The following is a 13,641-nucleotide window of genomic DNA, read 5'->3' on the forward strand; positions in this document are numbered from 1 at the left end:
CCCATGCCGGAAACTCTTCCCATCACGCCGTATGTCCCCCAGTATATTACCGTCCACCTGGGTTCCCCTGGCTCCAACGCCGAAAACGTGACGGTATCCTTCCCGGACTACGTAAAAAACGTGGCTTCCAGCGAGATCTACCCCACCTGGAAGCCCGCCGCCCTCCGGGCCAACATCCTGGCCATCATTTCCTTTGCCCTCAACCGGGTGTACACTGAGTTCTATCCCAGCCGGGGCTACCCCTTCAATATTACCTCGTCCACCGCCTACGACCAGAAATTCATCAAAGGGCGTAACATCTTTGAAAACATCAGCCAGCTTGTGGATGAGCTCTTCAACACCTACATACGGCGGATCGGGTTTGTGGAGCCTCTGGCCGCCAAGTTCTGCAACGGCACCACTGTTACCTGTGACGGTCTGTCCCAGTGGGGCAGCCAGGCTTTGGCGGAGGACGGGGCCGACTATCTCACCATCCTGCGGACCTACTACGGCGACAATATCGAGCTGGTGACCAACGCGCCGGTAATGGGCATCCGCTACTCCTATCCCGGCTATCCCATCCGCCGGGGCGCCACCGGGGAGGCGGTGCAGCGGATCCAGGTGATGCTCAATCGGATCAGTCAGGACTACCCCGCCATTCCCAAAATCTACCCCGTGGATGGGATCTTCGGTTCAGCCACCGAAAACGCAGTAAAAAAATTCCAGCAGATCTTTGATCTGACCGCCGACGGCATCGTGGGCAACGGAACTTGGTATAAGATGGTATTCCTCTATGTGGGAGTATTGGACCTGGCGGAGCTCATCAGCCAGGGCCAGACCTACTACCCAGGCAGCGGAGGCCAGCCCTTCCCCAATGTGCTGGCGGAGGGGGCCAGGGGGGACAGTGTGCGGACGGTGCAATATGTGCTCAACGTAGTGGCTGAGTTCTACCCCAACATCCCTTCGGTAGCCATCGACGGGATTTACGGTCCCGCCACCAAAAACGCGGTGGTCGCCCTCCAGAGGATGAGCGGACTGCCCCAGGACGGGATCATGGGCCCCAACACCTGGAAGGCCCTCTATCTGCTCTACGCCGGCATCGTGGACACGGTGGAGACCTATACCAACGTGATCCCCCCCGCCTTCCGCCCGGATTTGCCCGACAGCCAGGCCACCGGCCTGACCCAGTTCCCCGGCCGGGCCCTTACTCTGGGCTCTGCCGACTGACAGGAGGTCATTATGTTTTCCACCCAACAGCTCCGGCTCATTGGGCAGCCCGTCCGCAGTCTACAGACCATGCTGCGGGCCCTGTCCTTCCAATATCCCTTTCTTCCCCGCCTCACGCCCGACGGAGTCTTCGGGGAACCCACTCTGGAGGCGGTGATGCTCTTCCAGCGGGAATTCTTTCCCCCAGTTACCGGACGGGTGAACCAGGCCACCTGGGACGCCATCGCCGCCCTATACCTCCAGACCCTGGCCCGGCAGGCCCTCCCCCTCCGGTCCTACCCCGGCGGGGAGTACTCCGTGCCGCCGGAGGGGGACAGCGTCCACCTTTATCTGGCCCAGTCCATGTTCCTGGCGCTGTCCCGGCTGCTGGACGGGGTGGAACCGGGCCAGGTCACCGGAATCAACGATGCCGCTACCCAGCACAACCTCCGCTGGCTCCAGGGGTTGGAGGGACAGCCCCAGACCGGTGTCCTGGACCAGGACAGCTGGAACACCCTCAGCCGGCTGTATACCCTGTTTGTCACCTACGGGCAGAAATAGAGGTGCGGGCGCACAGTGTGCGCCCCTACGACATATCCTTTACCCAAAATCGTGTCTTGTCCCGCACCCACTGCCCAAATCCTCAAATACGCGCACGATCTCTTCGATTTTTTGAAAACATTCCGCATCATCCAGGCGATCATTTTTCAGGATCGCCTGAATTTTTTGCATCGCCTGGTAACATCTTTGCTCCACGAGAGAACTGATATCCCATGACAACTCCGGAAAAGAGATATTTACGGTCGTATTCTGCAAAATGTGAGCCAGTATTTCCTGATATAGTTCCATCATGCCCTTCTATATAGTACTTACAAGTACTGTATCAAACATTCTAATGAGAACCTGTTGTATTGTCAATAGTATTCATAAGTACTATTGCAAGGGGGGCAAAGCGATGCATTTTCAGCGGCTGCGGGATCTCAGAGAGGACAGGGATCTGTATCAGAAGGATATCGCCCAGGTGCTGGGCATCAGTCAGACGGTGTATTCCCGTTATGAGCGGGGCTTTCAGACCATTCCCGTGATCCATCTGCTGGCTCTGGCGGACTTTTATCAAACCTCCACTGACTATATCCTGGGACGAACCAATGTGAGCAAGCCCTATCCCCAAACGCCCGGGCGGTAGCGGACCTGTTCCAAAAAATCAGCGGGGCGTCACCCATGGTGGTGACGCCCCGCTATTTTGGAACCTTTTTTATGTACCTTTGAGGTACCGCCGCAGGTTGACCAGGAAGGCCCCGATCCACACCCCGGCGCATACCACCAACAGGACCGCCGAGACGCCCTCCACGCCGGCGCTCAGAGCGGCCACAGCGCCGATGGTCCACATCGCCGCCGCCAGCCCGCAGCTCACCGCAGCGGCAAGCTGTCCTCTCCGTTTCACCGGGGCAGTCCCCCTCTCAGGTCTCGTGATCCACGGTTTTCATCTGCTTCAGATTGCCGATCTTGTGGCTGCGCCGCTCCAGCTCGGCCATCACCGCGTCCAGGGGGATGTTCTGGTGCGCCATCATCACCATCAGGTGGTAGATCAGATCGGAGATCTCCCCCACCGTCTCCTCCTGCTTGCCGTTTTTGGCGGCAATGATGGTCTCGGAGCACTCCTCCCCCACCTTCTTCAGGATCTTGTCCAGGCCTTTGTCAAACAGGTAGCAGGTGTAGGACCCCTCCTGGGGATCGCTCTTACGGCCCAGCACCACCTGGTACAGGTCGTGCAGAATGGTATCGCTCATGGTGTTTCCTCCCAAATGTTGTTGAAAAAGCAGCTCTTTGCCCCAGTGTGGCAGGTAGGCCCCACCGGGTCGCAGAGGTAGAGCAGAGTGTCGGTGTCGCAGTCGGTGACCATCTTCTTCACATGGAGGAAGTGGCCCGAGCTCTCCCCCTTGTTCCACAGCTTCTGCCGGCTGCGGGACCAAAACCAGGCGGTCTTGGTTTTAAGGGTCAGCTCCACCGCCTCTTTGTTGGTAAAGCCCAGCATCAAAACCTCCAGGGTATGTACATCCTGGATGATGATGGGGATCAAATCGGACTTCTGGAACAGCTGATCCAGATCAAACATGACATTCACCTCAAAATTCCCAGGGGGGCTTCTCCTCCACCCAGTCCCAGGGGTCCTCTCCCCGGCGGTCCCGCCGGGCGGTGAGCTTGGTACCGGGCTGGGTGGCTTTGGGCAGGGGGCGGTCGTTCACCTTCCGCTTTTGCTGCTTTTTGTTCCCCCGCCAGGGCGTGGTGGTGCCGGCGCCCGCCAGCCGGTTGGGCACGGCGCCCTCCAGCTCCTGACGGATCTGCCTGAAAATATCGTCCAACATGGTGGCTCCCCCCTTCTGTCTCTATCGGACCGGGATTCCCTCTTCTCCAAGATACTCCTTCACCTGGGGTACTGTCAATTCCCCAAAGTGGAACAGGGAGGCCGCCAGGGCGGCGTCGCAGTTGGTCTCCCGGAACACTTCCGCGAAATGGGCCAGGGAGCCGCAGCCGCCGGAGGCGATGACGGGGATGGACACTGCATCGGTGACTGCCTTTGTCATGGCCAGGTCAAAGCCCGCCTTGGTGCCGTCAGCGTCCATGGAGGTGAGCAGGATCTCTCCCGCCCCCAGGGCCTCGCCCTGCTTCACCCACTGAATGAGGTCGATGCCGGTGGGCTTCCGCCCGCCGGCCACCACCACCTCCCAGGTGCCGTCCCCTCGGGCCCGGGCATCCACCGCCAGCACCACGCACTGGGAGCCGAACCGCTCCGCCGCCTCAGAAATAAGCTCCGGCCGGGCCACGGCGGCGGAGTTCACCGAAATTTTGTCTGCCCCCGCCCGGAGCAACCGCTGAAAATCCTCCAGGGTGCGGATACCGCCCCCCACCGTCAGGGGAACGAACACCTGGGCGGCGGTGCGCTCCACCACGTCGGCCACGGTATCCCGGGCGTCGCTGGTGGCGGTGATGTCCAGGAACACGATCTCGTCGGCCCCCTGGTCGGAGTAGTATTTGGCCAGTTCCACCGGGTCACCGGCGTCCCGGATATTGACGAAGTTGACCCCCTTCACCACCCGGCCGTCCCGCACGTCCAGGCAGGGGATGATACGCTTGGCTAACACTGCGCTCCCGCCTCCTTTACCGCCTGGGCCAGGTCCACTGTACCGGCGTAATAGGCCTTGCCGATGATGGCCCCATACAAGTCCATCCCATCCAGTCTGGACAGATCTTCATTGGAGGACACCCCGCCGGAGGCCACGATCTGGCAGTCCACCGCCTTTTGCAGGGCCGCCAGTCGGTCAAAGGAGGGGCCGGACAGCATGCCGTCGGTGGCGATATCCGTAAAGATAATTGTCTTTACACCCATTGCCTCCATGGACTTGGCAAAGTCCAGGTAATCGAGGCCGGAGGACTGCTCCCATCCGGAGGTCTTGACGATACCGTCCATGGCGTCGATGCCCACCGCGATGCGCTCGCCATATCGGGCCACCGCCTCCGCCACAAATTCCGGATGGCTCACGGCGGCGGAGCCGATGACACACCGCCACACCCCCAGGGCAAAGACCGCCTCCAGATCGGCCATGGAGCGGATGCCGCCCCCCAGCTCCACCTTCAGGCCGGAGCTCCGGGCCACCGCCTCTACGATAGCGCCGTTCTGCCGGGCTCCACTGCGGGCCCCATCCAGGTCCACCATGTGGATGTGCCGGGCGCCGGCCTCATAAAAGGCCCTGGCAGTAACCAGCGGGTCGTCCGCCACCTGGTGGGCCGTTGCGAAATCTCCTTTGTAAAGGCGAACCGCCTTACCGTCTTTCAAGTCAATGGCGGGAAACAAAATCATCTGTTCAGCCCTCCGAAGTTTTTCAGAATTTGCAGGCCCACCTCGCCGCTCTTCTCCGGGTGGAACTGGCAGCCGTACACGTTGCCCTTCTGTACCGCCGCCGTCACCGGCCCACCGTAGTCGGTGGCGGCGATGACGGTGGCCGAATCGGTGGCCACACCGCAGAAGGAGTGGACAAAGTAGACATAGCTGCCCTCCTCCACCCCGGCAAACAGGGGGGACGCATTGGGAAAGCTCAGGCTGTTCCAGCCAATGTGGGGCAGCTTCAGATCGGTTTCGATCTTACGGACACAGCCGCCCACAAGGGAAAGGCCTTTACACTCCCGCACCTCTTCGCCCCGGTCAAAGAGCAGCTGCATTCCCAGGCAGATGCCCAAAATAGGCTTGCGTCGGGCCTGGGCAATGAGCACCTCATCCAGACCAGGCCCCCGCAGTTTGTCCGCCGCATCCGGGAAGGCCCCCACTCCGGGCAGGATGATGGCGTCAGCCAGCTCCAGCTCCTTGGGGTCGCTGGTGATACAAGTTTTCAAACCCAGATAGTGCATGGCGTTGGTGACGCTTTTCAGGTTGCCCACGCCGTAATCCACAACTGCGGTATAGCCCATCACAGCACCCCCTTGGTAGAGGTAACGCCGGTGCCGGTGACCGCCACCGCCTCCTTCACCGCCACACCAAGGGACTTGAACAGGGCCTCGGTGATGTGGTGGGCATTCTTTCCATAGTGGCACTTCATATGTAAAGTCAAACCACTGTTCACTGCAAAGGCCCGCATGAACTCCTCGGTGAGACAGGAGTCGTAGGCCCCGATCATGGGCTGGGGCATCTGGGCGTCAAACACCAGGAAGGGCCGGTTGGAGAAGTCCAGGGCGGTAAAGCACAGGGCCTCGTCCATGGGAATGAAAGCGGAAGCGTACCGCCGGATGCCCTTCCGGTCTCCCAGTGCCTCTTTCACGGCCTGACCCAGGACGATTCCCACATCCTCCACGGTGTGGTGACCATCCACCTCCAGGTCTCCCTTTACGGATAGCTCCAACCCCAGCCCGCCATAAAAGGCAAAGGCGGTGAGCATATGGTCAAAAAAGCCGATGCCGGTAGAGATCTCCACCGCTCCCCCCTCCAGATTAAGGGTGAGGCTGATCTGGGTCTCCTTGGTGGCCCGGCTCAGTTGGGCTGTTCTCATGGTTTCTGCTCCTTTCGGGCGGGCCGATGGGGACATCGGCCCCTACGCTTCAAACCGCACCTGGATGGAATTGGCGTGGGCGGTGAGTTTTTCGCTCCGGGCCAGGGTGATGATCTGGTCCTTGATGGGGGCCAGGCTGGCCTGGTCATACTGGATGACGCTCATGGTCTTGAGGAAGCTATCCACGCTGAGGGGAGAGAAGAACCGGGCGGTGCCGCTGGTAGGCAGCACGTGGTCGGGCCCGGCCAGGTAGTCCCCCAGGGGCTCCGGAGACCAGGCTCCCAGGAATACAGCCCCGGCGTTCTTGATCTCAGGCAGAAGGGCCCGGGGGTCCTCCGTCATGATCTCCAGGTGCTCCGGGGCGATCTCGTTGGCCAGGGCGGCGCAATCGGCCAAGGTCTCACACACGATGGCGCAGCCGAAGTCCCGCAGGGAGCACTCCATGATCTCGGAGCGGCTGAGATAGCCGGTCTGGCGGACGATCTCAGCGTCCACCGCCTGGGCCAGCGCCATAGAATCGGTGAGCAGCACGGCGGAGGCCAGCTTGTCGTGCTCCGCCTGGCTCAGCAGGTCGGCGGCCACGAATTTGGGGTCGGCCTTGCCATCGGCAATGACCAGCACCTCCGAGGGGCCGGCCACCATGTCGATGTCCAGCTTGCCATAGGCCATCCGCTTGGCGGCGGCCACGTAGGCATTGCCGGGGCCCACCAGCTTGTCCACCCGGGGGATGAAGCCAGCCCCGTAGGTGAGGGCGGCCACCGCCTGGGCCCCACCCACGGCGATGACCCGGTCCACCCCGGCGATTTTGGCGGCGGCCAGCACCGCGTCGTTGAGGTTTTCGGTGGGCGGGGTCACCATGATGATCTCCTCCACCCCCGCCACCTTGGCGGGCACCGCGTTCATCAGCACGCTGCTGGGGTAGGCGGCGGTACCGCCGGGCACGTAAATGCCCACCCGGGTCAGGCCCCGGACGATCCGGCCCACCACCCCTCCGTCGGGAGAGGTCCACTCCAGGGTACGGGTGAGCAGCTTTTCATTGTAGTCCCGGATGTTGGCCGCCGCCCGCTCCAGGGCGGCGATGAGCTCCTTCGGACAGCGGGTATAGGCCTGGTCCAGCTCCTCCCGGGTCAGCTCCCGGGGAGCAGCCTTGTCAAAGCGAAGAGAATACTCTTCCACTGCGGCAAAGCCTTTTTCCTTTACAGTATTTAAAATCTCTGCCACAGCGGCGTCAATGGCCTGGTTGGCCTGGGCTGCCCGGGCCTTCATGGCGGCCATGACCACTTTCTCGGCCGCGCCGTCGGCTTTTACGATCTGTATCATTTCCGTCTCTCCAATTCTCCCTCGCACCGGGCGATCAGGTCCGCGATCTCGTCCTTGTACAGCTTCATGCTGGCGGTGTTCACAATGAGCCGGGCGGACACCTGGGCCACGTCCTCGATGGGCACCAGGCCGTTGGCCTTCAGGGTGGCCCCGGTCTCCACGATGTCCACGATGGCGTCGGCCAGATCCAGGATGGGGGCCAGCTCCACACTACCCTCGATCTTGATGATGTCCACGTCCATGCCCTTCTTCTCGAAGAAGGCCCGGGTCACCTCCGGGTACTTGGAGGCAATGCGCCGGGTCTTGTAGGTACCGTAGAAGTCGCTCCCCTCTTTCACCGCCAGGGCGAACCGGCACTTGCCGAAGCCCAGGTCCAGCACCTCGTAGAAGGAGCCCCCCTTTTCCAGGATGGTATCCTTGCCCACGATACCCAGGTCGCACACTCCGTGCTCCACGTAGGTGATCACGTCGGGGGCTTTGGCCAGCACTGCGTCCAGGGGGTAGTTGGGCACGCAGTGGACCAACCGCCGACCCGGGTCCTTGATGGGGGAACAGTCCAGCCCAACGGCCTCAAAGAGCTCCACGCTCTTGTCCAGCAGGCGGCCCTTGGTGATGGCGATTCTCAAACGCTCACTCATACCCGCACCGTCCTTTCTCCGTCCTTGTCAAAGACCAGCACGGTCTCCGCTCCCTTGTCCCGGGCCAGGTTCAGACTGGACTCCAGGGTGCGGCAGGGGGAGAGCTCGCTGGTGCCGGCGGGGCGGGTGTCCACCGCCTCCAGGGCCTGGGCCAGGTAGCCCGGCTCGTAGTGGACCACGGTGCGCAGCACCGGCGGGGAGAGCTCCGGCAGGGTGCGGGCCACCGCGTCCACATCCACAGCGAAGCCGGTAGCCTGGGCTTCCCGGCCGAACACCCCCACCAGGTTGTCGTACCGGCCGCCGGAGAGGACGGCGTCCCCCGCCCCCTCCACGTAGCCCCGGAACACTACTCCGGTGTAGTAGTCGATCTGATGGACCATGCCCAGGTCAAAGCGGATGTACTGGCCGTAGCCCGCGGCGGACAGCTCGTCGTACAGGTCGGAGAGATAGTCCACCGCCGGGGTCTTGCCCGCCAGCTTCTCCGCCTGTCCCAGCACCTCCGCCCCGCCGAAGAGCCGGCTCAGCCGGGCCAGGGCGGCGCTGGCCGGGTTGCCGGCGTAGGGAGCCAGGAAATCGGTGAGGGCGGCGAAGTTCTTCCCCTCGATGAGGGCGCGCATCTCCTCCACCTTCTCCTCCTCCAGCTCCAGCCGGCCGGCCAGCTCCCGAAAATATCCAGCGTGGCCCAGCTCCACATGGAACTTTGGGGCCCCGCAGGAGCGCAGGGCGTCAATGGCGGTGACGATAATCTCCAGGTCCGCCTTCTTCCCCTTGGCCCCGATGAGCTCCACCCCGCACTGGGGAATCTCCCGGCTGCCCCCGTTGTGAGCGGGGTTGGCCCGGTATACCGTCTGGTCGTAGTACAGCCGCTGAGGCAGGGCCACCGCCTTCAGCTTGGTGGCCGCCACCCGGGCGATGGGGGTGGTGGAGTCGGGACGCATGACGCAAAACTTGCCGCTGGGGTCGCTCACCTTGATCATGCGCTCCTGGGAGATGGCGCTGCCCGATAGGGCGAACAGATCATAGAATTCGGTGTCCGGGGTGGACACCTCCAGAAAGCCCCGCTGGCGGAACAGCCGGGTGAGCCGGGCCTGGACCTGCCGGCGCTCCTGGCACTCGGCGAACAGTCGGTCCCGGGTGCCCTCGGGGGTATTGATAATGATACTCATGGGAACACTCCCTTACTTTTACGCTTTACCACGCTACTATACTATATAGCTTCTCCTTTGTCAAGAGAAAAGGGGCTGCCGCGGCAGCCCCTTCTTTATATAATATAGAAAGGCGGGACTCAGAACAGACCGTCAAACAGCGTGATCTGGCTCGTATCCGGCATGCCGTCCAGGGCCCCCACGGCCTTGAGCTGCTCGATATGGGTCTTGGACACCTTGGGGCAGGCGGCGGAAAACTCTTCGATGGAGATGAACTCCTTGCCCTTGCGCTGCTCCATGATGGACAGAGCCGCCGTCTCCCCCAGGCCTGGGATGGAGGTAAAGGGAGGCAGCAGGGTGCCCTTCTCCACATCCGGGAGAAAATTCACCGCGTGAGAGCGGTAGAGATCCATCCGTTCAAAGGTAAAGCCCCGGAGATAGAACTCGTACACCACCTCCAGGGTAACCAGAGTGTCCTCTTCCACCGGGGTGGGCTTTTCCTTGCTCTCGATCTCCTTCATCTTGGCCTTGCACACGTCCATACCCATACACATACAGGTGGCGTCAAAAGCCTTGGCTCGGATAGAAAAGAAGGCGGCATAGAAGGCCAGGGGATGGTGGACCTTGAACCAGGCGATACGGAAGGCCATCATCACGTAGGCCACGGCATGGGCCTTGGGGAAGAGGTACTTGATCTTCTTGCAGGAGCCAATGTACCAGTCGGGCACCCCAGCGGCCTTCATCTCCTCCTCCGCCCCCTCAGGAAGCCCTCTCCCCTTTCGTACCGCCTCCATGATCTTGAAGGAACGCTTTTCCGGCATACCGCAGGAGATGAGGAAAATCATGATATCGTCCCGGCAGCCGATAGCCTGGCCTACCGGGATGCCTTGGTCCACCACCAGGTCCCGGGCGTTACCCAGCCACACGTCGGTGCCGTGGGAGAATCCGGACAGGCGGAGCAGAATGTCAAACTCATGGGGCTGGGTGTCCACCAGCATGCCTCGGGTGAACTTGGTGTTGAACTCGGGGATGGCCACGGCACCGGTGGGGCCCAGGATGGGGTCGTCCTCAAAGCCCAGCACCTTGGAGGAGGTAAAGATACTCATGGTGTCCTTGTCGTCCAGAGGGATCTTTTGGGGGTCCACCCCGGTGAGATCCTGGAGCATGCGGATCATGGTGGGATCATCGTGACCAAGCATGTCCAGCTTGAGCAGGTTGGACTCCATGGAATGGTATTCAAAATGAGTGGTGATAATGTCGCTGTTGGGGTCGTCGGCGGGGTGCTGCACCGGACAGAAGTCGTAAATCTCCCGGTTCTGGGGGATGACCACCATGCCGCCGGGGTGCTGGCCGGTGGTGCGCTTTACCCCGCTGCACCCCAGGGACAGCCGGTTCTCCTCCGCCCGGGTGCCGGTCATCCCGTGATCGTCCAGGTAGTGCTTTACATAGCCAAAGGCGATCTTGTCCTTTACGGTACCGATGGTACCCGCCCGGAACACGTGGGTCTGCCCAAACAATTCAAAGGTATAGCGATGGGCGTTGGCCTGGTACTCGCCCGAAAAGTTCAGGTCGATATCGGGCACCTTGTCGCCGCCAAAGCCCAGGAAGGTCTCAAAGGGGATATTGAAGCCGTCCTTTTCGTATGGGGCGCCACACACCGGGCAGACGGCGTCGGGCATATCCGCCCCGCAGCCGATCCCCAGCTCCTTGGCGGCGTCAAAGTCGGCGTGCTTGCACTTTGGGCAGCGATAGTGCGGGGGCAGGGAGTTTACTTCCGTGATCCCTGACATGAAGGCCACGAGAGAGGAGCCCACCGAGCCTCGGGAGCCCACCAGATAGCCGTGGTCCAGGGAATCCTGCACCAGCTTCTGAGCGGACATGTAAATCACGTCGTACTTGCACTTGATGATATCCCCCAGCTCGGCATTGATGCGGTCCACCACGATCTGAGGGGGGTCCTCCCCGTAGAGGGAGTGGGCTTTATCCCACACCAGACGGGTGAGCTCTTCCGCGGAGTTTTCGATCTTGGGGGCGAAGAGGCCCTGGGGCAGAGGTACCACATCTTCGCACCAGTCGGCCACCAGATTGGTGTTGCGCACTACCACCTCGTAAGCCTTCTCCTTCCCCAGATAGGAGAACTCATCCAGCATCTCCTGAGTCGTCTTGAAGTAAAGGGGCAGGGGCGAGTCGGCGTCGTCAAAGCCCTTGGAGGCCAGCAGGATGTGGCGGTAGATCTCGTCCTCCGGGTCCAGGAAATGGACGTCCCCGGTGGCGCACACCGGCTTGTCCAGGGCATCTCCCAGGGCCACCACCGTCCGGTTGAAGTCACGCAGATCCTCCTGACTCTTCACCATGCCCTTACGCAGCATAAAGGCGTTGTTGCACAGGGGCTGGATCTCCAGGAAATCGTACCAGGAGGCGATGCGCTTCAGCTCCCCCCAGTCCTTTCGCTTGACAATGGCCTGGAAGAGCTCCCCCGCCTCACAGGCCGAACCGATGATGAGGCCCTCCCGGTTCTGGTCGATGAGGCTCTTGGGCATGATGGGATAACGCTTGAAGTGGTCCAGGTAGGAGGCGGAAATCAGTTTATAGAGGTTGCGCAGGCCCAGCTGATTCTTGGCCAGCACAATGAGGTGCTTTGGTTGCCGCTTGGCCTTGCCTCCGGAACGGAGCTTGACCATGGCAGGGTTGATCTGCTGAAGAGAGTGGACTCCCTGGTCCCGCAGCATTTGGAAGAAAGGCACCAGCATATAGCCCACCGTGGCGGCGTCGTCATAGGCCCGGTGATGGTTGAAGGCGGGCAGGTTCAGATGGGCGGCTACCACGTCCAGCTTGTACTTGGACAGCTGGGGCAACAGGTTCTGAGCTAAAATCAGGCTGTCGATGGAGGTATTTTCAAAGGACCGGCCCATCCGGCGACAGGCCTCAGCAATAAAGCCCATGTCGAACTCGGCGTTGTGGGCGGCCAGGGGCCGGTCTCCCACAAAGTCCAGAAAGGCGTTCACCGCCTCAGCCTGGGAGGGGGCTCCCTCCAGCATCTGGTCGGTAATACCAGTGAGCTCGGTGATCTCCCGGGTGAGGGGCCGCTCCGGGTCGGCAAAGGTGGAGAACTGCTCCACCACTTCCCCGTCCCGCAGCACCACCGCCCCGATTTCGGTGATCTTGTCGGTACGCTTGTCCAGGCCGGTGGTCTCGATGTCAAAGCACACTACGTCCTGGGAAAAATCCTGATCCAGCTCTCCGTGAACCACTACCCGGTCGTCCACGTCGTTGATGTAGTAGGCCTCCACCCCGTAGAGGATCTTGATCTTCTTGGCGGAGTGCCAGGCGTTGGGGAAGGAATGGGCCACTCCGTGGTCGGTAATGGCAATAGCCCGGTGGCCCCACCGCTCCGCCCGCTTCACCACGTTCTTGTCCACCCCGATGGGGGAGTCCATTTTGGAGCCCACGGCGGTAAGGGCGTCCATGGCCGACATGTTGGTGTGCAGGTGGAGCTCCACCCGCTTCTCCGGGGCGTCGTCTACCCGCTCCGTCCGGCTGGACTCCATAATGGCGTAGGGCTCCAATACCATGTCCCCGGTGAACCGGTCAATGTTCAGCTTGCCCTGGATGAGCAGCCGCTGTCCCTTCTTCACTCCGTCCACGATGCCCTTCCCCTCGTCTCCGGGGAAGAATTTGTTCACCCGCACCGCGCCGGTGTAATCGGTCACGTCAAAGGACACCACCCAGGCCTCCCGCTTTTTCAGCTCCCGGTGGTCGATGGCGAACACGTCCCCCTCCACGATGACCGCCCCCATGTCCAGCTCCAGCTGGGACATGGGGGTGGGGAGCTTTTTGATCTCATGGCGGCCGTAGATCAGCTTGCCTTTGGGAGCTCCCTTTCCCTCCTTTTTGGGGGCGGGTTTGGCGGTTTTCAGCTTGGCCAGGGCCTGACGGCGGATCTCCTCGGTACGGCGGAAAGCGGCAGAAGCCTCGTCCTGGAGGGCCGGGGCGGGCTCCGGCTGAGCCGGAGGCACGGATTGCTCCGGCTGGACGGACTGAGTCGGGGCCGTCTGGGCTGCTGGCTGGGCCCCTACCACCTCCAGGGCCACCTGCTCCACCCGATAGGCCAGGGCGATGCTGCGCTCAATGGTACGGCGCAGCTCCTCCCCCGGCGGGGCGGCACACTCCACCGTGGCCCGGATAGACCGAACGTGCTTGTCAATGACCGCCTGGGTCACCAGGTAGCCCTCCACCAGTCCGGCCAGCTCAGGGCCGGGCCGCCAGGCGGAAAACAGCTTGAGAAATGGGATCTTTTGTGCTTGCGGCATAAAA

General features: G+C 61.8%; 16 protein-coding genes. 3 read left to right on the plus strand and 13 right to left on the minus strand.

What is annotated here, in order from left to right; genetic code table 11:
* Positions 1-3 precede the first annotated feature (3 nt).
* Both H6B51_RS18045 and H6B51_RS04430 read left to right on the plus strand, forming a co-directional pair.
* The gene (locus H6B51_RS18045) at positions 4-1,206 is read left to right on the plus strand and encodes a peptidoglycan-binding protein (protein WP_204882532.1); all 1,203 of its coding nucleotides are present in this window, start codon (positions 4-6) and stop codon (positions 1,204-1,206) included.
* 12 nt (positions 1,207-1,218) lie between these two features.
* On the plus strand, positions 1,219-1,746 hold the full coding sequence (locus H6B51_RS04430) for a peptidoglycan-binding domain-containing protein (RefSeq protein WP_204882533.1): 528 nt from the start codon (positions 1,219-1,221) through the stop codon (positions 1,744-1,746).
* Positions 1,747-1,785: 39 nt separating this feature from the next.
* Here H6B51_RS04430 and H6B51_RS04435 read toward each other — a convergent pair whose 3' ends face one another.
* Complete coding sequence (locus tag H6B51_RS04435; protein ID WP_204882534.1) at positions 1,786-2,034, minus strand: hypothetical protein; 249 nt, start codon at positions 2,032-2,034, stop codon at positions 1,786-1,788.
* A 106-nt stretch (positions 2,035-2,140) separates the two neighbouring features.
* Between H6B51_RS04435 and H6B51_RS04440 the strand changes: the two genes are divergently transcribed.
* Positions 2,141-2,371 (plus strand): helix-turn-helix domain-containing protein, encoded by a 231-nt coding sequence (locus tag H6B51_RS04440; RefSeq protein ID WP_204882535.1) that lies wholly within the window; start codon positions 2,141-2,143, stop codon positions 2,369-2,371.
* A gap of 69 nt (positions 2,372-2,440) precedes the next feature.
* On the opposite strand, the gene H6B51_RS04445 is transcribed toward H6B51_RS04440, so the two are convergent.
* From H6B51_RS04445 to H6B51_RS04500, 12 genes are all read right to left on the minus strand, one after another.
* Positions 2,441-2,629, minus strand: a complete 189-nt coding sequence (locus H6B51_RS04445) for a hypothetical protein (protein WP_204882536.1) — start codon at positions 2,627-2,629, stop codon at positions 2,441-2,443.
* 16 nt (positions 2,630-2,645) lie between these two features.
* Complete coding sequence (gene hisE, locus H6B51_RS04450) at positions 2,646-2,975, minus strand: phosphoribosyl-ATP diphosphatase (protein WP_204882537.1); 330 nt, start codon at positions 2,973-2,975, stop codon at positions 2,646-2,648.
* A complete protein-coding gene (gene hisI, locus H6B51_RS04455) occupies positions 2,972-3,301 on the minus strand; it encodes a phosphoribosyl-AMP cyclohydrolase (RefSeq protein ID WP_204882538.1) in 330 nt (109 codons plus the stop codon). Before hisI ends, hisE begins: the two co-directional genes overlap by 4 nt.
* A gap of 10 nt (positions 3,302-3,311) precedes the next feature.
* Entirely contained in the window at positions 3,312-3,551 is a 240-nt protein-coding gene (locus tag H6B51_RS04460; RefSeq protein WP_204882539.1) for a hypothetical protein, read from the minus strand.
* Between the two features lie 21 nt (positions 3,552-3,572).
* Complete coding sequence (gene hisF, locus H6B51_RS04465; protein WP_204882540.1) at positions 3,573-4,328, minus strand: imidazole glycerol phosphate synthase subunit HisF; 756 nt, start codon at positions 4,326-4,328, stop codon at positions 3,573-3,575.
* Positions 4,322-5,044: a 1-(5-phosphoribosyl)-5-[(5-phosphoribosylamino)methylideneamino]imidazole-4-carboxamide isomerase gene (gene hisA, locus H6B51_RS04470; protein ID WP_204882541.1), complete on the minus strand. Its 723-nt coding sequence runs from the start codon at positions 5,042-5,044 to the stop codon at positions 4,322-4,324. Before hisA ends, hisF begins: the two co-directional genes overlap by 7 nt.
* Entirely contained in the window at positions 5,041-5,649 is a 609-nt protein-coding gene (gene hisH, locus H6B51_RS04475) for an imidazole glycerol phosphate synthase subunit HisH (RefSeq protein WP_204882542.1), read from the minus strand. The genes hisA and hisH overlap by 4 nt, the downstream gene beginning before the upstream one ends.
* Positions 5,649-6,224 (minus strand): imidazoleglycerol-phosphate dehydratase HisB, encoded by a 576-nt coding sequence (gene hisB, locus H6B51_RS04480; RefSeq protein WP_204882543.1) that lies wholly within the window; start codon positions 6,222-6,224, stop codon positions 5,649-5,651. Before hisB ends, hisH begins: the two co-directional genes overlap by 1 nt.
* 42 nt (positions 6,225-6,266) lie before the next feature.
* Positions 6,267-7,544, minus strand: coding sequence for a histidinol dehydrogenase (gene hisD, locus H6B51_RS04485; protein WP_204882544.1), 1,278 nt, complete (start codon positions 7,542-7,544; stop codon positions 6,267-6,269).
* Positions 7,541-8,182, minus strand: a complete 642-nt coding sequence (gene hisG, locus H6B51_RS04490; RefSeq protein ID WP_204882545.1) for an ATP phosphoribosyltransferase — start codon at positions 8,180-8,182, stop codon at positions 7,541-7,543. The genes hisD and hisG overlap by 4 nt, the downstream gene beginning before the upstream one ends.
* Positions 8,179-9,348: an ATP phosphoribosyltransferase regulatory subunit gene (gene hisZ / locus H6B51_RS04495; protein ID WP_204882546.1), complete on the minus strand. Its 1,170-nt coding sequence runs from the start codon at positions 9,346-9,348 to the stop codon at positions 8,179-8,181. The genes hisG and hisZ overlap by 4 nt, the downstream gene beginning before the upstream one ends.
* A gap of 119 nt (positions 9,349-9,467) precedes the next feature.
* Entirely contained in the window at positions 9,468-13,637 is a 4,170-nt protein-coding gene (locus H6B51_RS04500) for a PolC-type DNA polymerase III (protein ID WP_204882547.1), read from the minus strand.
* Positions 13,638-13,641 lie beyond the last annotated feature (4 nt).

The sequence above is a fragment of the Pseudoflavonifractor phocaeensis genome (assembly GCF_016901955.1).
Lineage (GTDB): Bacteria > Bacillota > Clostridia > Oscillospirales > Oscillospiraceae > Flavonifractor > Flavonifractor phocaeensis_A.

Coding starts and splice junctions, on each gene's coding strand:
- H6B51_RS18045 (WP_204882532.1), top strand. CDS start 4: ATGCCGGAAACTCTTCCCATCACGCCGTATGTCCCCCAGTATATTACC.
- hisG (WP_204882545.1), bottom strand. CDS start 8,182: ATGAGTGAGCGTTTGAGAATCGCCATCACCAAGGGCCGCCTGCTGGAC.
- hisI (WP_204882538.1), bottom strand. CDS start 3,301: ATGTTTGATCTGGATCAGCTGTTCCAGAAGTCCGATTTGATCCCCATC.
- H6B51_RS04435 (WP_204882534.1), bottom strand. CDS start 2,034: ATGGAACTATATCAGGAAATACTGGCTCACATTTTGCAGAATACGACC.
- H6B51_RS04430 (WP_204882533.1), top strand. CDS start 1,219: ATGTTTTCCACCCAACAGCTCCGGCTCATTGGGCAGCCCGTCCGCAGT.
- hisB (WP_204882543.1), bottom strand. CDS start 6,224: ATGAGAACAGCCCAACTGAGCCGGGCCACCAAGGAGACCCAGATCAGC.
- hisD (WP_204882544.1), bottom strand. CDS start 7,544: ATGATACAGATCGTAAAAGCCGACGGCGCGGCCGAGAAAGTGGTCATG.
- H6B51_RS04440 (WP_204882535.1), top strand. CDS start 2,141: ATGCATTTTCAGCGGCTGCGGGATCTCAGAGAGGACAGGGATCTGTAT.
- hisE (WP_204882537.1), bottom strand. CDS start 2,975: ATGAGCGATACCATTCTGCACGACCTGTACCAGGTGGTGCTGGGCCGT.
- hisH (WP_204882542.1), bottom strand. CDS start 5,649: ATGGGCTATACCGCAGTTGTGGATTACGGCGTGGGCAACCTGAAAAGC.
- hisA (WP_204882541.1), bottom strand. CDS start 5,044: ATGATTTTGTTTCCCGCCATTGACTTGAAAGACGGTAAGGCGGTTCGC.
- hisZ (WP_204882546.1), bottom strand. CDS start 9,348: ATGAGTATCATTATCAATACCCCCGAGGGCACCCGGGACCGACTGTTC.
- H6B51_RS04500 (WP_204882547.1), bottom strand. CDS start 13,637: ATGCCGCAAGCACAAAAGATCCCATTTCTCAAGCTGTTTTCCGCCTGG.
- H6B51_RS04460 (WP_204882539.1), bottom strand. CDS start 3,551: ATGTTGGACGATATTTTCAGGCAGATCCGTCAGGAGCTGGAGGGCGCC.